At 71.3% G+C, this 18094-nt stretch carries 18 protein-coding genes; 13 read left to right on the top strand and 5 right to left on the bottom strand.

Annotation, left to right across the window (positions count from 1 at the left end):
• Positions 1-17: 17 nt before the first annotated feature.
• A complete protein-coding gene (locus AC067N_RS00885; RefSeq protein ID WP_478676727.1) occupies positions 18-203 on the bottom strand; it encodes a DUF1737 domain-containing protein in 186 nt (61 codons plus the stop codon).
• Positions 204-359: 156 nt separating this feature from the next.
• Between AC067N_RS00885 and AC067N_RS00880 the strand changes: the two genes are divergently transcribed.
• From AC067N_RS00880 to pspAB, 3 genes are all read left to right on the top strand, one after another.
• The gene (locus AC067N_RS00880) at positions 360-617 is read left to right on the top strand and encodes an SCO2583/SCO2584 N-terminal domain-containing protein (protein WP_478676726.1); all 258 of its coding nucleotides are present in this window, start codon (positions 360-362) and stop codon (positions 615-617) included.
• A gap of 96 nt (positions 618-713) precedes the next feature.
• Positions 714-1637, top strand: coding sequence for a zinc metalloprotease HtpX (gene htpX / locus AC067N_RS00875; RefSeq protein WP_478676725.1), 924 nt, complete (start codon positions 714-716; stop codon positions 1635-1637).
• Between the two features lie 6 nt (positions 1638-1643).
• A complete protein-coding gene (pspAB, locus tag AC067N_RS00870; RefSeq protein ID WP_478676724.1) occupies positions 1644-2240 on the top strand; it encodes a PspA-associated protein PspAB in 597 nt (198 codons plus the stop codon).
• A 49-nt stretch (positions 2241-2289) separates the two neighbouring features.
• Here pspAB and AC067N_RS00865 read toward each other — a convergent pair whose 3' ends face one another.
• The gene (locus tag AC067N_RS00865) at positions 2290-2577 is read right to left on the bottom strand and encodes a hypothetical protein (RefSeq protein WP_478676723.1); all 288 of its coding nucleotides are present in this window, start codon (positions 2575-2577) and stop codon (positions 2290-2292) included.
• Positions 2578-2803: 226 nt separating this feature from the next.
• On the opposite strand from AC067N_RS00865, the gene AC067N_RS00860 reads away from it, so the two are divergent.
• The gene (locus tag AC067N_RS00860; protein ID WP_478676722.1) at positions 2804-3997 is read left to right on the top strand and encodes a winged helix DNA-binding domain-containing protein; all 1194 of its coding nucleotides are present in this window, start codon (positions 2804-2806) and stop codon (positions 3995-3997) included.
• Positions 3998-4273: 276 nt separating this feature from the next.
• Here the strand turns inward: AC067N_RS00860 and AC067N_RS00855 are convergent, their stop codons facing one another.
• Positions 4274-4921, bottom strand: a complete 648-nt coding sequence (locus AC067N_RS00855) for a DUF4360 domain-containing protein (protein ID WP_478676721.1) — start codon at positions 4919-4921, stop codon at positions 4274-4276.
• Between the two features lie 252 nt (positions 4922-5173).
• Entirely contained in the window at positions 5174-5488 is a 315-nt protein-coding gene (locus tag AC067N_RS00850) for a hypothetical protein (protein ID WP_468095788.1), read from the bottom strand.
• 206 nt (positions 5489-5694) lie between these two features.
• Between AC067N_RS00850 and AC067N_RS00845 the strand changes: the two genes are divergently transcribed.
• The 7 genes from AC067N_RS00845 to AC067N_RS00815 all read left to right on the top strand — a co-directional run bounded on the left by AC067N_RS00845 (position 5695) and on the right by AC067N_RS00815 (position 13419).
• Positions 5695-6054: an arsenate reductase family protein gene (locus tag AC067N_RS00845; protein WP_478676720.1), complete on the top strand. Its 360-nt coding sequence runs from the start codon at positions 5695-5697 to the stop codon at positions 6052-6054.
• Between the two features lie 127 nt (positions 6055-6181).
• Positions 6182-6895, top strand: coding sequence for an RlpA-like double-psi beta-barrel domain-containing protein (locus tag AC067N_RS00840; protein ID WP_478676719.1), 714 nt, complete (start codon positions 6182-6184; stop codon positions 6893-6895).
• Positions 6896-7506: 611 nt separating this feature from the next.
• A complete protein-coding gene (gene glnII, locus AC067N_RS00835) occupies positions 7507-8538 on the top strand; it encodes a glutamine synthetase (RefSeq protein WP_478676718.1) in 1032 nt (343 codons plus the stop codon).
• Positions 8539-8632: 94 nt separating this feature from the next.
• The gene (locus tag AC067N_RS00830; protein ID WP_478676717.1) at positions 8633-9592 is read left to right on the top strand and encodes a DUF6891 domain-containing protein; all 960 of its coding nucleotides are present in this window, start codon (positions 8633-8635) and stop codon (positions 9590-9592) included.
• Positions 9593-9925: 333 nt separating this feature from the next.
• The gene (locus AC067N_RS00825) at positions 9926-10549 is read left to right on the top strand and encodes a winged helix-turn-helix domain-containing protein (protein ID WP_478676716.1); all 624 of its coding nucleotides are present in this window, start codon (positions 9926-9928) and stop codon (positions 10547-10549) included.
• Positions 10550-10665: 116 nt separating this feature from the next.
• The gene (locus AC067N_RS00820) at positions 10666-11658 is read left to right on the top strand and encodes an NAD-dependent epimerase/dehydratase family protein (RefSeq protein ID WP_478677166.1); all 993 of its coding nucleotides are present in this window, start codon (positions 10666-10668) and stop codon (positions 11656-11658) included.
• Positions 11659-11895: 237 nt separating this feature from the next.
• Complete coding sequence (locus AC067N_RS00815) at positions 11896-13419, top strand: DUF1996 domain-containing protein (protein WP_478676715.1); 1524 nt, start codon at positions 11896-11898, stop codon at positions 13417-13419.
• Positions 13420-13531: 112 nt separating this feature from the next.
• On the opposite strand, the gene AC067N_RS00810 is transcribed toward AC067N_RS00815, so the two are convergent.
• Positions 13532-14002 (bottom strand): hypothetical protein, encoded by a 471-nt coding sequence (locus tag AC067N_RS00810; RefSeq protein ID WP_478676714.1) that lies wholly within the window; start codon positions 14000-14002, stop codon positions 13532-13534.
• A gap of 119 nt (positions 14003-14121) precedes the next feature.
• Here AC067N_RS00810 and AC067N_RS00805 point away from each other — a divergent pair, with 119 nt between their 5' ends.
• Positions 14122-17250 carry an alpha-N-acetylglucosaminidase gene (locus AC067N_RS00805; protein ID WP_478676713.1) on the top strand — a complete coding sequence of 1043 codons (3129 nt, stop codon included), beginning with the start codon at positions 14122-14124 and terminating at the stop codon, positions 17248-17250.
• A 140-nt stretch (positions 17251-17390) separates the two neighbouring features.
• Positions 17391-18083 carry a TetR/AcrR family transcriptional regulator gene (locus AC067N_RS00800; protein ID WP_478676712.1) on the top strand — a complete coding sequence of 231 codons (693 nt, stop codon included), beginning with the start codon at positions 17391-17393 and terminating at the stop codon, positions 18081-18083.
• Positions 18084-18094: the final 11 nt, after the last annotated feature.

Here is an 18094-nt window from a genome sequence, read left to right as displayed (position 1 = left end):
GGCCGCTCGCGCGATCCCTACGGTCGGGCCGGCCAGATCAGTGCCTGGGCGGCGATGATTCTCTCGCCGTCGTGGGTGAGGGCAGGACCTCCGTGCGGTTCGTAGCCGAGGGCGATCATCTCGCTCACGCGGTGGCAGAACGTGGCGTCGTCCGGGCCGGTCAGGAGTCGGTAGACGGGCAGTCCGTCCGGTGGTGTGCTCATGCCGAGAAGGGTGTCAGGCGCGGCGGTGGGCAGAGTGACCGAGATACCTCAGCGCGTACCGTCCGGTCGGCGTCCCCCGTTCCGGTTTTCCAGGGCGGGGGCACCGTCGTATGGTTTTCTGTACGACTGTTCGATGGACAACGGGGAGACACGGGGATGCCCGAACAGGACGACAGCGAGCGGGAGTTCGACCTCAGATGGGCGGACGACGCGGAGCACAAGGAGCCCTCCGCGCGGGCCCGGATGCTGGCCGCGCGCTGGAAGGAGAACCCGCCCGCGCCGCAGCCCTTCCGCGCCGATCCCGGCCCGCGCGCACCGCGCCGGTCGTCGTGGGTGTCGACGCTCGTGGTGTTCAGCTGTGTGGCGGGACTGATCCTGGTGATCGGCTACCTCAACTACCGGTCCTCGTACTGAGCCCGCCCCGCGCCGCGGGCCCCGGGGGCCGTCGCCGCCGCCCGAGCGCACAATGGAAGGCGGGACGGGTGCCTGCCTGAGTGCGGGGTGGTACGGATGTCTGGCCGGTTCCGGAGCGATGCCCGGCTGACCGCGCGGATGACGATCACGTTGTTCCTGCTCGGGCTGCTGTACGTGGTGTTCGCGGCCGCGTTGATCGTGCTGCTGAAGTCCTGGGTGCTGGTCGTGGTGGTGGCGGCCCTGCTCCTGGGGGCGCAGTACCGGTACTCCGACCGGGTCGCCCTGTACGCCATGCGCGGGCGGATCGTGGAGGCCGAGGAGTATCCGCGGCTGCACGGGGTGGTGGACCGGCTGTGCGCGGTCGCGGACGTCCCGAAGCCTCGGATCGCCGTGGCGGAGATGGACATGCCGAACGCGTTCGCGACCGGGCGGAACGCCGATCACGCGGTGGTCTGCGTGACGACCGGGCTGCTCAGAAGGCTGGAGACGGACGAGTTGGAGGGCGTGCTCGCCCACGAGCTGTCGCATGTGGCGCATCGGGATGCCGCCGTGATGACCATCGCCTCGTTCCTGGGGGTGCTGGCGGGCCTGGTCGTACGGTTCGCGTTCTACTCGCACATGTTCGGCGGGCGCCGGGACCAGAACACCGCCGTCATGTTCAGCGTGGTGATGGGGGTCGCGGCCGCCGTGTACGTGGTGAGCTTCCTGCTGATCCGTGTGCTGTCCCGGTACCGGGAGCTGGCCGCCGACCGGGCGGGCGCGCTGCTCACCGGGCGGCCCTCGGTGCTCGCCTCCGCGCTGACCAAGGTCACCGGGGACATGGCGCGGATCCCGACCCGGGACCTGAGGACGTCGCAGGCCTTCAACGCCTTCTACTTCACCCCAGCCCGGGGCGACCGCCCGCATCTGGCCCGCTTCTTCGCCACCCACCCTCCCCTGGAGCAGCGGCTCGAACAACTGGGCAGGATCTCCGTGGAGCTGGGTGACGCGTCGTCGCCGGGCTCGGGGAAGGCGGGCTGAGCGGCCATGGGGTTGCTGGATGTGATCCTCGGCCGCTCCAAGCCGGTGCCGCCCGACCTGGACCGGCTGTTCTCCCTGCCGTCCGCCGCGGTGACGCTGGAGGCCGCGGCCTCCCTCACCCCGACGGGGACCGGCGCTGTGTGTTTCGCGTCGGTCGAGGGCGCGGCCTTCGACGACGTGCGGCGGGAGGTGCGGGCGCTGCTCGACGCGGACCCGGAGCGGGACGCGGCGGCCGGCGTCGAGGCCGTGCGGGACGAGTACGGCTACTCGTGGCTGGTGTCCCGGCGGCGGCCGGAGGACCTGCCCGCGCTGGTGGGTGATCTGCACGCGGTCAACAGCGCCCTGGAGGGCGGCGGGTTCGGGCCGCAGCTGCTGTGCTCGGTGGTGGGGTTCCGGGGCGGCGAGGGCGCGGACCGGGTGCGGCTGGGGCTCGTCTATCTCTACAAGCGCGGCACGTTCTATCCGTTCGCGCCGCTGCCGGGCGACGCGGGACGGCGGGACAACGCGCTGGAGCTGCGGGTCAGGGCGGTTCTCGCGGAGGAACTGCGGATCGAGCCGGAGCTGGGCCGGTGGTTCCCCCTGTGGGGTGCCCCGGGGCTGTGACCACCCCGGGGCAGCGGGTCGTCCCGGGGCGACCCGCTGCCCCGGCCCATTACCTGCCGCTCTTCTCCCGCTCCTGCCGACGGGCCTCGAAGGGCCGTTCGCGGCGGTAGCGGCGCTCCCACTTCGCCTGCTGGTCACGGCGCTCGCGGTAGGCGCGGTAGGAGGAGGGCTGTCCGCCGCCGCCCGCCGGGGGACCCGGCGAGGACGCGGCCGACGAGCCGGTGCGGCCGTGGCGGATGTACAGGTACAGCAGCCCGACCGCGGCGAGCCAGAGCAGTTCGTTCGAGAAACCGAGGACGACCAGGACCGCGGTCGCCGAAAGGATCAAGGTGCCCATGGCGGGCCTCCTTGGGGTCTGCGTGGGTGATGGCAGCGATGCCCGTCCCGCACGGTCCGGTGCCGGACGCTCGACTGCGCCCGTCCAGGATGCTGGGCGGGCGTGTGGGCCCGCATCCGAATATCGGGGGTGGTGGGGCGTCAGGACGCACTCGTCGGGGTGATTGTCAGTGCTTTCCGGGAGGATGGCCGAGTGAGACGTCTGACGGTCTAGTGGAGGCGGCGGCATGGGGGAAGCAGGGCGGTACGTCGGGGTGGACGAGCGGCGGGCGCGGCTCGGGGAGCGGCAGCGGTTGGCCGGATCCGTGCGGGCGGCCGGTCCTGAGGAGGTCGCCGACGCGCTGGTCGCCCTGCACGGCACGGACCCGGCGACGGTGTACCTGGCGGTGGGCGCGCGGCTCGCCGAGCCGAGGCGGACGGTGGCCGAGACCGAGCGGGCGCTGTACGCGGACCGGACCCTGGTGCGGATGCACGGCATGCGGCACACCGTGTTCGTGTTTCCCGCCGGTCTGACCGCGGTGGTGCACGCCTCGACCGGCATCTCGGTCGCCGCGAGGGAACGGGCCTCGCTGCTCAAGGACATGGCGGCGGCCGGTGCCCCGGACGCGGCCTGGCTGAAGGAGGTCGAGGAGTCTGCGCTCGCCGCGGTGGCCCGGCGCGGCCAGGCGACGGCGGCGGAACTGGCCGAGGACGAGCCCCGGTTGAGGGAGCGGTTCGTGTACGCGGCCGGGAAGCCCTATGAGGGGGTGCACACCGTCTCCACACGGCTGTTGAGGGTGCTGGGCGTGGAGGGCAGGGTGGTGCGTGGGCGGCCGCTCGGTTCGTGGACGTCGAGCCAGTTCCGCTGGGCCGTGGCGCCCGCGCACCCCGAGCTGGACGTGGCGGAGGCCCAGGCGTCGCTGCTCGGGCGGTGGCTGGCGGCGTGCGGTCCGGCGACCGAGGCGGATCTGAAGTGGTGGACGGGCTGGCGGGTCACCGAGGTCCGCCGGGCGCTGGCGGCGATCGGGGCGCGCACCGTGACGCTGGACGAGGGCACGGGCTACGTGGTCGCCGGGGACGAGGAACCGGTCGCCGGGCCGGACGAGCCCTGGGCCGCCCTGCTGCCGGCCCTCGATCCGACCGCGATGGGCTGGCGGGAACGCGGCTGGTATCTGGCGCCCGAGCTGCTCCCCGCGCTTTTCGACCGCAGCGGCAACATGGGTCCCACGGTGTGGTGGAACGGCCGCGTGGTGGGCGGCTGGGCCCAGCGGGCGGACGGCGAGATCGTGTGGCGTCTGCTCACGACGGAGGGGATCGGTACGGAGGCTCGCGGGGCGATCGCCGAGGAGGCCGAGCGGTTGCGGGCATGGGTGGGCGGGACACGGGTCACGCCGCGCTTTCGGACGCCGCTGGAGAAGGAGTTGGGCGGGAAGGGCGCCTGAGAGCTCGGGGGTGCGGGTGGTTTCGGTGGGTGCGGGTGGTGGGGGGTTCTCGCGCAGTTCCCCGCGCCCCTGAAGGCATGGACCTGCGGCCCGGCCTTCATTCTGAAAAGCACGGCGCACAGCCCCGGTCGCTTTTCAGGGGCGCGGGGCGCTGACAGCATGCGGCTCCGCCGCGTGGGCGCGAGCAGCCCCCGCCCACCCGCACCCGAGGCACCCGCCCAGTGACCGACAGCGGTGCCGGGCGCCCGGAAACAAGAGGGCACCCGGCACCCCGGCTCACTTCGCGGGGCACTCCTTCCACGCCAAGTGGTAGATCGTGCTGATGTCCCCGTCCGTCGAGTCCATCGTCATGAAGCTCGTGCTGCCCGCCGGCGACGTACCCCGGTTGACCCGCAGCTCCGTGTTGATGTTGAAGTTGCGTTCGACACCGCACGGCGCCCACACCAGCTGGGCCCAGTCGGTCTCGTCCGTGGCCTGCCAGTTGTCCTCGTACGGGCCGTTGAAGCCGTGGGTGCGGGCGGCCGTGTCCGGGGAGCCCTGGAAGTAGTACGAGGCCTTCTGCGTGGCGTTGGCGCCGCGCTGGAGTGAGGCGAAGCCTCGGTAGTCGACGCTCGCGATGGCGTACGTGAAGCCGCCCGGCACATGAACTCTCAGGTTGAGCTGGCAGTTCTTGCGGAACGCCGTGGAGGGCGCGCCGCCGCCGACCTGGGCGAGGTACTCGCTGTAGGTCACGGTGAACGCGGTGTTGTCCGGGGAGACGGCGACCGCCGCCGTGCCCTGGGGACAGCCGGACCCGTTCACCGTGGCGACCTTGATGATGATCTTGTCCGGGGGCGGGTTGTCGAACGGGTCCGACGCGTGCGCGGGAAGCGCGCCGGCGAAGAGGGCGGCCACGGCGCCGCTCAGGAGGAGACCACGAACCATGGGGGGTTCTCCCATCATAGGCATGCACATGTCAATAGACATGCGCGACGGCCCCGACAGCCTGTGAAAGAGCTGTGAAGACTACGGAGCGACCGCATCGTATGGACCCGGGACGGGCACGGCTAGAGCGATCTCCGGCCAACCCTGACAGCCGGAGATCGTTCCTTTTCCGCCGGCACCGACCCCCGACACACCGGCGCCGCCCGCCCCGAGGGGCGGACGGCACCGGAAGGCACGGTCACCGGGCCGGTGTCAGCGGCAGTACCGCATCAACGCCCGGACCATGTGGCACGTGGTGTCCGACGGCGGGTGCACACCGATCACCTCGGCGGTGGTCCGGATCGTCTCGTTGCGCGCCTGGTTCGGCATGTAGACACCGGAGTCCAGCAGGGCGATGGCGAGACGCATCGCCTTCAGGCGCCGGTTGTGCGTGATGTACCACTCACGCGGGCGGCCCGGCGGCAGCGTGTGCTTCACCACCGGCTCGTACGGCAGGTCGAGCAGGACGGGATGCTTGGCGGTTGACTGGGTGGGCAGCGGCTTCGACTTCAGTGCGGCAGCGGGCACGGACATCCTCCTGTCGCGGTCTGGGCGCCGCCGGAAATCCCCCCGTCGGCAACCCTCGAACACTGCTTCTATTTTACTACCCACCACTGACAATCGCCCCTGGCCAGAAGGGCTTTGAGTGGTTGTGTGACGGGGGTGGAACACGGGTTTTCGGGGGCCACGGGAGACCGTCCGGCCGGCCACGACCGGTTGGCTACGGTGGGGCCATGGAGATCTGGATCAACCCCGCCTGTTCCAAGTGCCGCAGCGCCGTCGGACTGCTCGACGCGGAGGGCGCGGACTACACCGTCCGCCGCTATCTGGAGGACGTCCCGAGCGAGGACGAGATCCGCGAGGTGCTAGACCGGCTCGGGCTCGAACCCTGGGACATCACCCGCACCCAGGAGGCCGTCGCGAAGGAGCTCGGCCTCAAGGAGTGGGCACGGGACGCCGACGCGCGCGACCGGTGGATCAAGGCCCTCGCCGAGCACCCCAAGCTGATCCAGCGCCCCATCATCACGGCGGACGACGGAACGGCGGTGGTCGCCCGCACGGAGGAGGCCGTACGCGACGCCCTGTCGCGGTAGTGGCACCGCGCTCGCCCCGACTCATGTGTGACGCAGGTTACTTCGAAGGCCGCCGTAACCGTTGAGTAACCTCGTTCGGTATCTCGTACATAGCGACGTACGCTCCCCTACCTCTCAGGAGGCGCGAATGTCGCGCAGGAGAACTCTCAGTACGAAGAAGAAGATCGCGCTGTTCGTCGGTGCGGCGGCCGTGGCGGGAGGCGGGGCCTTCACCATGGCGGCCACCTCGAACGCGGCGCAGACAGCCGCGGATTCCAGCGTCTGTCAGGGTCTCGCCACCGCGCTCGGCAACAACCAGAAGTTCATCGACGGCCAACGGGCCGCCCCGGACGCGCAGTCCGAGGCGCGGATCGCCAACCGCGAGGCGGTCATCAAGCAGATCAAGGTGCAGCAGGAGGCGTCCGGCTGTGTCGTCGGGGAGTCGGCTCAGGACTCCCAGGCCGCACAGCCCGCACAGCCCGCGCAGCCCGGAGCCGCGGAGACCGGGGGGTCGGCTCAGGACCCCCAGGGCGACGAGGCCGCCGGGAACGCGGGCGGCGCGGGGAACGCCGGGAACGCAGGGAACGCGGGCGACAACGGGAACGCCGGGGCCGGCCGGCAGGTCTGCAACGGGTCCACGGTGACGCTCTCCGGCGAGGGCGGCGCCCCGGCCGCGTCCAGCAACCAGTTCCCGGCCGGTACGAAGCTGAAGGTGACCAACCTGGACAACAACAAGTCCACGACCGTGGAGGTCACCTCGGTCTCCGGCAGCTGCGTCCTGCTCAACAACTCCGCGTTCGAGCAGGTCCGGGAGCCCGGCAAGTTCCTGATCCGCCGGGCGCTGATCGAGAAGGTGAGCTAGGGCCGGCGCCGGTGCCCCGCTGTTCCGGCCGCGGGGCAGCGGGGCGGCCCGCCCGGATTCCCGTCGAACCGGGTCATGGGGTCGGCCACCGCACGGAGGGGGTGGCCGGCCTCGCCAGTTCGACGGCCTGGCGGGGCCGAACCGCGCCGGGACGCCGGTCCCGTCGAACTCGGTCCGCGCCATGTCGGGTTCGCGAACCGGAACGGGATGCATCCCACCGACGTACGCGCCCTCCTCGCCCTGCCGGAGGCGCGGCGGGCCGGCCGGGGGACCGCACGGCCGGCAGCCGGCGGTGGCACGCGGCTTCCCGACCGGGGTGCTGGAAGCGGCCGAGGGGAACGGCTGCGCCGTTCGCCGCCCCTCGGCCCCATCGCATACGGCGCGGAGCCCGGTCGGCGCATAGCTGGTGCGAACAACCTCAGAAAGCACCGAGGACCCTCTCGGGGCGTGAGCCGTACCACAGCGGCGCCCGGTAACACGGGGTTCACATTCGAGCAATGATCGGGAAATCGCAGGTTGGCAGGCTGCCCGGCATCAGCGCGGCGTTTCAGTGCCGCAGCGCCGCAGCACCCGCACATGCGCCTAGTGACCCACCCCGAAGGATGTGTCCCGTGACCTTCAAGGCTGAGTACATCTGGATCGACGGCACCGAGCCGACGGCCAAGCTCCGTTCCAAGACCAAGATCATCGCGGGTGAGCCCGCCGGTCTGGACGCGCTGCCGATCTGGGGCTTCGACGGGTCCTCCACGAACCAGGCCGAGGGCCACTCCTCGGACCGTGTGCTCAAGCCGGTCTTCACCTGCCCCGACCCGATCCGCGGCGGCGACGACATCCTCGTCCTGTGCGAGGTCCTGAACATCGACTTCACCCCGCACGAGTCCAACACCCGTGCCGCGCTGCGTGAGGTCGCGGAGAAGTTCGCCGCGCAGGAGCCGATCTTCGGCATCGAGCAGGAGTACACCTTCTTCCAGGACGGCTACCCGCTCGGCTTCCCCAAGGGCGGCTTCCCGGCCCCCCAGGGCGGCTACTACTGCGGTGTCGGCGCCGACGAGATCTTCGGCCGCGAGGTCGTCGAGGCGCACCTGGAGAACTGCCTGGAGGCCGGTCTCGGCATCTCCGGCATCAACGCCGAGGTCATGCCCGGCCAGTGGGAGTTCCAGGTCGGCCCGCTCGCCCCGCTGGAGGTCTCGGACCAGCTGTGGGTGGCCCGCTGGCTGCTCTACCGCACCGCCGAGGACTTCGGTGTCGCCGCCACCCTCGACCCCAAGCCGGTCAAGGGCGACTGGAACGGCGCGGGCGCGCACACCAACTTCTCCACCAAGGCGATGCGCGAGGGCTACGACGCGATCATCACCGCGTGCGAGTCGCTCGGTGAGGGCTCGAAGCCGCTCGACCACGTCAAGAACTACGGCGCCGGCATCGACGACCGTCTGACCGGTCTGCACGAGACCGCCCCGTGGAACGAGTACTCCTACGGTGTCTCCAACCGCGGCGCCTCGGTCCGTATCCCGTGGCAGGTCGAGAAGGACGGCAAGGGCTACATCGAGGACCGCCGCCCCAACGCCAACGTCGACCCGTACGTCGTGACGCGGCTCCTCGTCGACACCTGCTGCTCGGCGCTGGAGAAGGCCGGCCAGGTCTGATCCACCCCGCCTCACGCAAGGCTCCCCGGAGGGCGTCCACCGATCGTGGTGGGCGCCCTCCGGCGTTGTCGGTGGAGCGTGCGAGGGTGGGGCCATGGAGATCGACGGGGGCGGCACGGCCGCGGGCACCGGGGCCGCGGACGGCCTGGCCATCAAGGTGAAGACGGAGAACCGGCAGCAGCACGCCCGGATCACGGCCGAGGCGCTGTGGGAGCTGGTGGGCCGGATCGGCGGCGAGGACGACCGGTTCCTGGTCGTGCAGCGGATCCCGGACGTGCCGGACGTCTTCATCCAGGTATGGCACGAGCGCGGCAGCGGGGAGTACCAGCTGGAGCACCGGGAGGGGCGGGACCGGTTCTTCGGGACGGTCCTCGCCGACCGGGAGCGGGTCGCCGCGGCGATGACCGGCTGGGCCCGGCGGACGGACGGCTGGGACAGCGGCATCGACTGGACCCCGCTCGACCACGACCCGCCCCAGGACGTGCCGGAACTCCCGGACGCGATACGGGAGCCGGTCGAGGAGCGGGTGCGGGAGCTGCTGCGCTGCGGGTACGACGACCGGGCACAGCTCACTGAGGCAGCCGAGGAGTACCTGGTCGACGGCGACGACCGTCCCGTCTCCGGCGCGCAGGCCCGCCTGCTCGTCGACCGGCTGTGGACGGAGCGGCTCACGGAGCAGGAGACCTGGGAGGGCACCACCGATCCCGAGCGGATCACCCGCGCCTTCACGGCACTTGAGGCCGACGGCATCACCGCCCGGGAGCACTTCACCTGCTGCCGCACCTGCGGCGTGGGTGAGATAGCCGGCGAGAGCGGCGAGGGGGCGCGGGGCTTCGTGTTCTTCCACGCGCAGTGCACCGAGGGCGCGGCCGCCGGACACGGACTGATGCTGCTGTACGGCGGGTTCGACGGGTCGTCCGGCACGACGGCGTCCATAGGACACGAGGTCGTGGCGGCTCTGGCCGCGGAGGGACTGTCCGCCCGGTGGGACGGCGACCCCTCCAAGGCCATCACCATCACTCCCCTGAACTGGCGCAAACGCCTGGTGGGATGAGGTGGTGACACACCCGTGTGACGTTCGGGGAGCGTCCGAGCGGTGAGAGGAGGGTCCTCTCGGGGGCCTGTGTCTGCTTCAATGGGACCCATGGCCAGCTTCCAGGACAACCGCGCGACGGGTCGCCATGACCTCGAGCCCTTCTGGCCTTCCCGTCAGCACCACGACTTCGACCGGGTGTGTTGCCGCGCGATGAACGCGCCGGCCCTCTAAAGCCGTACACCCCGGCCTTCGGCCGGCGCGACAAGACGTACGTCCCTCGGCGAGCCCGACCACGAACTCGGTCGCCGAGGTTCCCCAGACGAACTTCTCGCGCGAAAGAGCTGACCTCTCATGGCGAACTCTCGTTCTCTCTCGACCGCCGCCACCCTGACCGCCGGCCCGGGAACCGTCCCGGCCGCCGCTCCCTCCGCCACCGGTTCGCCGCGCCATCGACTGCGTGCCGTGGGCCGGGACGAGGTGGTCGACATCTCCGGCTTCCTGCCGCCGGGCACCACCTGGCTGCCCGCACCGCAGCACACCCTGCCCACACTGCCGGGCCGGCCGCCGATGATCGGCTATCTGGTCCTGGTACCGGCCGACCGGCAGCCGCCGCTGCTGCCGTTCGCCGTCGCGGACGACGCGCCGGCCGACGGCGCGGGCGTCGAGGTCACCGAGTCCGGTGACGAACTGGTCCGCGTCGACACCGCGCAGCGCACCGCCGAGGTGAACGGGCGGCCGCTCGACCTGACCTACCTGGAGTTCGAACTGCTCGCGCACCTCGTCGCGCATCCCCACCGGGTCCACACCCGCGACCAGTTGGTCACCACGGTGTGGGGCTACGGGCATGTGGGCGACGGACGGACCGTCGACGTCCATATCGCCCGGTTGCGCCGCAAGCTGGGCGCGGAGTTCCGTCAGACGATCCAGACGGTGCGGCGGGTGGGCTACAAGTACGCGCCGCCGCTCGGCCGTTGACCTCGACCCCGCTCGGGAGCGCCGGGGGGTGACACCGGGCGGGCGGATCTTCTGAGAGCAGATCGCTGTTCCGTACCGGCCGCCCGGCGGGCAGAGTCGGCGGCATGAGACTTCTGATGCTGGGTGGTACGGAGTTCGTGGGTCGCGCCGTCGTGGAGTCGGCGTCGGCCCGCGGCTGGGAGGTGACCGTCTTCCACCGGGGGCGGCACGAACCTCCGGCCGGGGTGCGGTCGTTGCTGGGCGACCGCACCGCACCGGACGGGCTCGCGGCGCTCGCCGACGCCGCCGGCGAGGGCGGGTGGGACGTCGTCGTCGACACCTGGTCGGCGGCGCCGCGAGCCGTCCGGGACACGGCACGTCTGCTGTCCGGCGCGGCCGGACGGTATGTGTACGTGTCGAGTTGCTCGGTGTACGCGTGGCCGCCGGCCGCCGGGTCCGACGAGAGCGCGCCCCTGGTGGAGGGCGCGGCGGCGGACGCGGGGCAGACCGAGTACGCCCGCGACAAGCGGGGCGGGGAGCTGGCCGCCGTCGAGGGGTTCGGCGCGGACCGGTCGCTCCTCGTACGGGCCGGCCTGATCCTCGGGCCGTACGAGAACATCGGGCGCCTGCCGTGGTGGCTGGGCCGGGTCGCCCGGGGCGGGCCGGTGCTGGCGCCCGGGCCGCGTGACCTCTCCCTCCAGTACATCGACGTGCGCGATCTCGCGGGCTGGGTCCTCGACGCAGCGGAGCGGGGGGCGAGCGGGGCGTACAACGTCGTCGGGCCGCCGGGCACGACCACGATGGGGGAACTGCTCGACGCGTGTGCGCGGGTGACGGGCGGACCGGCGGAACTGCGGTGGACCGAACCGGAGGCGGTGATCGAGGCGGGGATCGAACCGTGGACGCAGTTGCCCGTGTGGGCGCCGGAGGGGAGCGAACTCCACGCGGCGCTGCACGGGACGGACGTCTCCCGGGCCGTACGGGAGGGGCTGCGGTGCCGGGGCGTCGAGGAGACCGTGCGGGACACCTGGGAGTGGTTGCTGAGTCTCGGCGGAGTCGCGCCGCAGCGGCCCGACCGGCCCGTGGTGGGTCTCGATCCGGAGGTGGAGGCGAAAGTGCTGGGGGTGTAGGTGGTGTGGGGAGCGCGGCCGGGGCTGCGGGCCGCGCTCCGGCCGTCCCGTGCTCCACACGCCGTGAGCGTTCGGCAACTCGCAGTCGCGCCAGGGGCGTTGAAACCAGTTCTCCACACGAATCTCTCATCAATTTGTGAGTCGGCTGAACACTCCTGGGACTCACCGCGTATCTGAGGGAGCCGCTTCACTCCTGTCGGGCGCCTCGATGCCCCGCAAGGAAGTCAGAGGAGTTCCATGGGACGCAACACACGGAAACGACGTTCGCCGCTGGCCGTTCGGGCCATTGCCGCATCCGCGGCGCTCGCGGTAGCGGGCGGCGGTCTGGTCTGGGCGAACTTCTACGCCTCAGCAGGCGAGTCGAAGTCCAAGCCGAACGCCACGCTGGCCTCTGCCCAGGTGGCCACCATCGCCTGCCCGGACGTCGGCCAGAAGCTGACGAACGTTCCCCGCCAGGCGCGCGCGGGAGTCGCCAAGGAGCTGGCGCTGCTGGACCGGCAGATCACCGAGGCCTACAAGCGTCTGGCGGAGACCCGCCAGGCCCAGTCCCGGGACGCCAACTTCGTCAACAACGCCATTCTCGGCCCGCTGAAGTCCAAGCGGTCGGCCACCATCGACCGGATCGGCATCAACATCCGGCGGGTGGGCGGTCAGGTTCCGCAGGGCATGGCCCAGCTCGCCACCTGCCAGAGCAAGACCGACCAGGCGCAGACCAACGCCGGTGGCGGTCAGCAGCAGGGCGGCCAACAGCAGGGCGGCCAACAGCAGGGCGGCCAGCAGCAGGGCGGCCAGCAGGGCAACAACGGCCAGGGTCAGGGCCAGGGTGGCAACGGCCCGGTGGCCGGGGACTTCATCAACATCAACCAGGTCCAGCCCAACGGCGGCCCGAAGGGCGTGAACGGCAACGGTCTCGCCGCCAACGGCAACAGTGGTTCGCGAGGCTCCTTCACCACGAACTGCGGAAACAACAAGAACGAGCTCCGCAACTCGGACAACGTGATCGTGGCTCCCGGCGTCAGCAACGGTGCCCAGCACCAGCACGACTACGTCGGCAACCAGTCCAACAACGCCTTCGCGAGCGACCAGCAGCTGGCCAACGCGCAGACCTCCTGCCAGAACCAGGGCGACAAGTCGTCGTACTTCTGGCCGGTCATCCGCATCCAGGACGGCACGCAGGACATCGACCAGGGCAAGCCCGGTGGCGGCCAGGACAAGAACGTCGGCAAGATCGTCGAGCCGAACCAGGTCCAGCTGAAGTTCGTCGGCAACAAGCGCGGCCCCGTCGTCGCGATGCCGCAGGCCCTGCGCATCATCACCGGTGACGCGAAGGCCTTCGTGAACGGCCTGAACAACGCCAACACCAACTGGAGCTGCACGGGCTTCGAGAACCGTGTGGTGACGGACAAGTACCCGATCTGCCCGCAGGGCAGCTCCGTGGTGCGGACGTCCTTCTTCCAGAGCTGCTGGGACGGCAAGAACATCGACAGCGCCAACCACCGCACCCACGTGAGCTTCGTCAAGGCTGACGGCAGCTGCGCCAACGGCTTCAAGGCCATCCCCCAGCTCCAGGTCCGCCTGGTCTACAACGTCCCGGCCCCGCAGATCCAGAACGGGCAGGTGAAGAACGCGTACGCGGTCGACTCCTTCCCGGAGAACCTGCACAAGCCGATCACCGACCACAACGACTTCATCAACTTCTTCAACCAGAACACGATGAACAAGATGGTCAACTGCATCAACAACGGCCAGAACTGCAAGTAGTACCGAAGCCGTTCTGAACGACCGAAGCCGGCGGTGGGAACTCCCACCGCCGGCTCTCGTGTGCCCGGGGGCCGTGCGGTCGCATCCGAGTACGACACACGCGGGGCGCCGGCTATCCGCTGTGGCCGCCGCCGGTGTGCTCGCCGCCGTCGTTGTGGCTGCCGCCGGGGTTCATGTGCTCCGAGCCCTCCTGCACGTCACCGCCGAGGGTGCCCTGGAGCCCGGCGACCGTCTTCTTCTCGCCGACGGCGACCCACTTGCGGCCGACGAGGTAGTAGCCGCCGTAGTCCTTGGCGCCGGCGAGCCATTCCGCCTGGCCGCGGTCGGTGGCGAAGGTCGCGAGGACGAACTTGCCGTCGAAGTCGCCGTCCTTGTTCGTGCAGAGGGCCTGCCGGATGGTGTCGGCGTCCGTCTGCATGTCCGGCTTGCAGCCCACCTCACCCGCGATGTGCTCCAGGGTCCCGGTGGCCGTCCTGGGAACCGCCGCCCCCGCGTCGTCGGCCGAGCCGCAGCCGGTCAGCGCCAGCAGGGCCAGGGCCGCGCCGATCGCGCTTCCCGCAAGCCTCTTCCTCGTCACACTCATTCGTACGTACCTCCGGGTCCGTTCCGGCGACGTGAACGCGCCGGCTCCGTGCGCACCGTTGTTCACGGACGGTCGCCCCGTTAGCGTGCCGCCACTGTCGACACAGGGGGCACACAGACATGAACAGTCCGTCGCGACGCACGGTGCTGGGCTCGGCCGGTGCCATCGGCCTCGGAACCTTCCTGGAATGGTCGGCCCCGGCCCACGCCGCGGAGAGCCCCGGCGGGGGCCCCGTCTTCGATACGGCTCCCGCGCGCTCGGCGCTCAATCGGCTGCTGCCCGGACACGCCGAGCAGTTCCGGCTCAGTCTCCTCGACCGCGACGGAACGGTCGACCGCTTCCGGGTCACCGGCACCACCGGGCGCATCCAGGTGCGGGCCACCACACCGGCCACCCTGCTCATGGGCGTGCACTGGTATCTCAAATACGTCTGCGGAGCTCACCTGGCCTGGAACGGCAGCCAGCTGGACCTGCCGGGACGCCTGCCCGCGCCCCGCCGGCCGCTGGAGCGTTCCACGGCCCTCCCCCACCGCTTCGCCCTCAACGACACCAACGACGGCTACACCGCCCCGTACGCCGACTGGCCGTACTGGGAGCGCCAGATCGACCTGCTTGCGGCACACGGCTGCAACGAGGTGCTGGTCATCGCGGGCATGGAGGCCGTCTACCACCGGCTGCTGAAGGACTTCGGCTACTCGGACGAGGAGTCCCGCGCCTGGCTGCCCGCCCCCTCGCACCAGCCCTGGTGGCTGCTGCAGAACCTCTCCGGCTACGGCGGGCCCCTCTCCCCCGGGCTCATCGCCCGCCGGGCCGCGCTGGGCCGCCGTATCGCCGACCGGCTGCGCGAACTGGGCATGGCGCCCGTGCTGCCGGGCTACTACGGGCATGTGCCCAAGGAGTTCACGGAGCGCAACGGCGGTGACGCGCACGTCGTCCCGCAGGGCGTCTGGCACGGCTTCGAACGCCCCGACTGGCTGGACCCGCGGACCGACTCCTTCGCCCGGGTCGCCGCCTCCTTCTACGGCCATCTGGAGGATGTGTTCGGCGCGGCGGACCACTTCAAGATGGACCTCCTCCACGAGGGCGGGACCGCGGGCGACGTCCCCGTCCCGGCCGCCGCCCAGGGTGTCGAGCGCGCACTCCACACGGCCCGCCCCGGCGCCACCTGGGTGATCCTCGGCTGGCAGGAGAACCCCCTGCCCGAACTCCTCGACGCCATCGACCGGTCGAGGATGCTGATCGTGGACGGCGTCTCGGACCGGTACCGGAACGTCACCGACCGGGAACGCGACTGGGGCGGCACCCCGTACTGCTTCGGCACCATCCCCAACTTCGGCGGCCGTACGACGATCGGGGCGCGCGCCCACATCTGGAACGAGAAGTTCTTCGCCTGGCGGGACAAGACGGGCAGCGCGCTCGCCGGCACGGCGTTCATGCCGGAGGCCACCGACCGCGACCCGGCCGCCTTCGAGCTCTTCTCCGAACTGGCGTGGACGCCGGAGCGGATCGACCGGGCCGCCTGGTTCTCCTCGTACGCCGATCTCCGCTACGGCGGTCGCGACGCCTCCGCCCGAGCGGCGTGGCGGGCCCTGCACGACACCGCGTACCAGCACGGGGCCGCCGAGCGCAGCGACCCCCATGACTCCCTCTTCTGCGCCCGCCCCGACCTGGCCGCCGACCGCGCCGCCGAGTACGCGCCGAGGACGCTGACCTACGACCCCGGCCGCTTCGACGCGGCTCTCGCCGGGCTGCTCGGCGTCGCGAAGGGGCGGCGGGGCAGCGCGGCGTACACCCATGACGTGGTGGACGTGGCACGACAGGCGCTGGCGCACCGCGGACGCCAGTACCTGCCACAGCTGCGGGCGGCGTACCGGCGGGGGGACCTCGCGACCTTCCGCGCCCTGTCCACGCTGTGGCTGCGGCTGATGCGGCTGTCGGACGAGGTCACGGGCGCGCACCGCGCGTTCCTGCTGGGCCCGTGGATCAACGACGCCCGGCTGCTCGCCACGGACGACGCCGAACGGGCGGAGTTCGAACGGACCGCGAAGGTCCTGATCACGGTGTGGGGCGGGCGCGCCACCTCGGACACGGGTGACCTGCACGAGTACGGCAACCGGGAGTGGAACGGCCTCATGGCCGACTTCTACCTGCCGCGCTGGGAGAAGTGGCTGGACGCACTGGAGGACGCGCTCGCCACCGGGACCGCTCCGGCGGCCGTGGACTGGTTCGCGTTCGAGGAGCCGTGGACACGGGAGCGGAAGGACTATCCGCTGCGGCCGGTGGGCGACGCCTACCGGCTCGCGACGCGGGTGCGGGACGTCCTGGCGCGGGCGCCGTACCAGGGGACGCTGACCGTCACCGCCGAGCCGCCCGTCCTGCGGCCCGGCGGGAGCACGCGGCTGTCGGCGGCGTTCCGCAACGTCAACGGGCTGCGGGCGACGGGACGGGTCGACTTCGCACTCGGCGGCTTCGCGGGCCGGGCCGAGCCGGAGGGGCCGACGTCCCTGGCGAGCGTGCCGGCCGCGGGATCGGGGACGGTCCGCTGGCGGGCGAGCGGGCCGGGGACGCCGCTGGACCGGCCGCTGCGGCCCCTCCCGTACGCGATCACGGCGCGGTACGGGCCGCGCGGTGAGAAGCGGGTGAGCGGTCGGTTCGACGGGACGCTCTTCGAGGCGGGGCCGCTGGACTCCGGGTGGGTCACGTACACGAACAACGCGGCGGTGTTCGGGCAGTGGGGCGAGCGGTTCGCGATCGACGGGGGCGGGGCGGACCTCTGGCGGGGGACCTCGGAGTTCGGGACGGTCTACCGGCGTGGCGCGCTCGGGGACGGTGTCGCCGCCACCCTCCGCGTCGACGCGCAGGCGGTGACGGGCAACTGGGCGCGGGCGGGCATCGTGGTGCGCAACGCCCTCGGTACGGCAGGGGCCCCGGGGTTCCTGAATCTGGCGGTCACTCCGGCCAACGGGGTGGTGCTGTCCTACGACAGCACGGGGGACGGGACGCTCGACACGTATCGGCGGGTGACGGGGGTGAAGGCACCGGTGTGGTTGCGGGTGGTGCGCACGGGGGTGGGGGCGTACACGGGGGAGTTCTCGGTCGAAGAGGGAGGCGGTTGGCGGGGGGTTGCCTCGGTGAGTGTGCCCGGGAGTTCGGGTGGAGGTCAGGACGTGGGGATGTTCATGAGTGCGACGAACGGGGGGTCGGGGGCACGGGGGTTGGCCGAGTTCAGCGGCTGGTCACTCACGTAGGGGTTGCTTCGCACCCGGCGGCCGTTGGTGCGTACGCGCGGGTGGGTGGGGGCTCGTGCGCGAGAAACCCGGTCCGCCGGTCCGCCTGATCCCAACGATCCAGCCGGTCGAAGGCCGGAATCAATCGGTAAGGTGTTCGCATGAGTACCGGGGTGCGCCGCAGGATGGGTGTGGAGGAGCGGCGACAGCAGTTGATCGGCATCGCCCTCGACCTCTTCGGCCGGCGCTCGCCCGAAGAGGTCTCCATCGACGAGATAGCGACGGCTGCCGGTATCTCCCGGCCGCTCGTGTACCACTACTTTCCCGGCAAACTCAGCCTGTACGAGGCCGCGTTGCAGCGTGCTTCGGAGGATCTGGCGGATCGTTTCGTCGAGCCTCGCGAGGGCCCGCTCGGGGGCCGGCTCCTCCGGATGATGCGGCGCTTCTTCGACTTCGTCGACGAGCACGGACCCGGTTTCTCGGCCCTGATGGGCGGCGGCCCGTCCGTCGGTTCCTCCCGTACGAACGCCCTCATCGACGGTGTTCGCCAGGCCGCGTATGTCCAGATCCTGTCGCACCTCGACATCAAGGACCCGCCCGCACGCCTCGAACTCCTGATCCGCTCCTGGATCTCCCTGGCCGAATCCACCGCCCTCATCTGGCTGGACGGCCGTGAGATCCCCCGCAGGGAGCTGGAGACCCAGCTCGTGCACGACTTCGCCGCGCTCATGGCGGTGAGCGCGGCGTCCGACGAGGAGATGGCGGCGATACTGCGCCAGGTGATCGCCGGCGAACCGGAGGACGGCCCGTTCGGTGGCCTGGTGGGTCGCCTGGTGACTCTGGCGCAGCCGTGATGAAGGCGCGG

The sequence above is a fragment of the Streptomyces sp. NPDC042364 genome (assembly GCF_056437585.1).
This window is presented reverse-complemented; position numbering and strand designations above follow the sequence as displayed.

Coding starts and splice junctions, on each gene's coding strand:
- AC067N_RS00885 (WP_478676727.1), bottom strand. CDS start 203: ATGAGCACACCACCGGACGGACTGCCCGTCTACCGACTCCTGACCGGC.
- AC067N_RS00880 (WP_478676726.1), top strand. CDS start 360: ATGCCCGAACAGGACGACAGCGAGCGGGAGTTCGACCTCAGATGGGCG.
- htpX (WP_478676725.1), top strand. CDS start 714: ATGTCTGGCCGGTTCCGGAGCGATGCCCGGCTGACCGCGCGGATGACG.
- pspAB (WP_478676724.1), top strand. CDS start 1,644: ATGGGGTTGCTGGATGTGATCCTCGGCCGCTCCAAGCCGGTGCCGCCC.
- AC067N_RS00865 (WP_478676723.1), bottom strand. CDS start 2,577: ATGGGCACCTTGATCCTTTCGGCGACCGCGGTCCTGGTCGTCCTCGGT.
- AC067N_RS00860 (WP_478676722.1), top strand. CDS start 2,804: ATGGGGGAAGCAGGGCGGTACGTCGGGGTGGACGAGCGGCGGGCGCGG.
- AC067N_RS00855 (WP_478676721.1), bottom strand. CDS start 4,921: ATGGTTCGTGGTCTCCTCCTGAGCGGCGCCGTGGCCGCCCTCTTCGCC.
- AC067N_RS00845 (WP_478676720.1), top strand. CDS start 5,695: ATGGAGATCTGGATCAACCCCGCCTGTTCCAAGTGCCGCAGCGCCGTC.
- AC067N_RS00840 (WP_478676719.1), top strand. CDS start 6,182: ATGTCGCGCAGGAGAACTCTCAGTACGAAGAAGAAGATCGCGCTGTTC.
- AC067N_RS00830 (WP_478676717.1), top strand. CDS start 8,633: ATGGAGATCGACGGGGGCGGCACGGCCGCGGGCACCGGGGCCGCGGAC.
- AC067N_RS00825 (WP_478676716.1), top strand. CDS start 9,926: ATGGCGAACTCTCGTTCTCTCTCGACCGCCGCCACCCTGACCGCCGGC.
- AC067N_RS00820 (WP_478677166.1), top strand. CDS start 10,666: ATGCTGGGTGGTACGGAGTTCGTGGGTCGCGCCGTCGTGGAGTCGGCG.
- AC067N_RS00815 (WP_478676715.1), top strand. CDS start 11,896: ATGGGACGCAACACACGGAAACGACGTTCGCCGCTGGCCGTTCGGGCC.
- AC067N_RS00810 (WP_478676714.1), bottom strand. CDS start 14,002: ATGAGTGTGACGAGGAAGAGGCTTGCGGGAAGCGCGATCGGCGCGGCC.
- AC067N_RS00805 (WP_478676713.1), top strand. CDS start 14,122: ATGAACAGTCCGTCGCGACGCACGGTGCTGGGCTCGGCCGGTGCCATC.
- AC067N_RS00800 (WP_478676712.1), top strand. CDS start 17,391: ATGAGTACCGGGGTGCGCCGCAGGATGGGTGTGGAGGAGCGGCGACAG.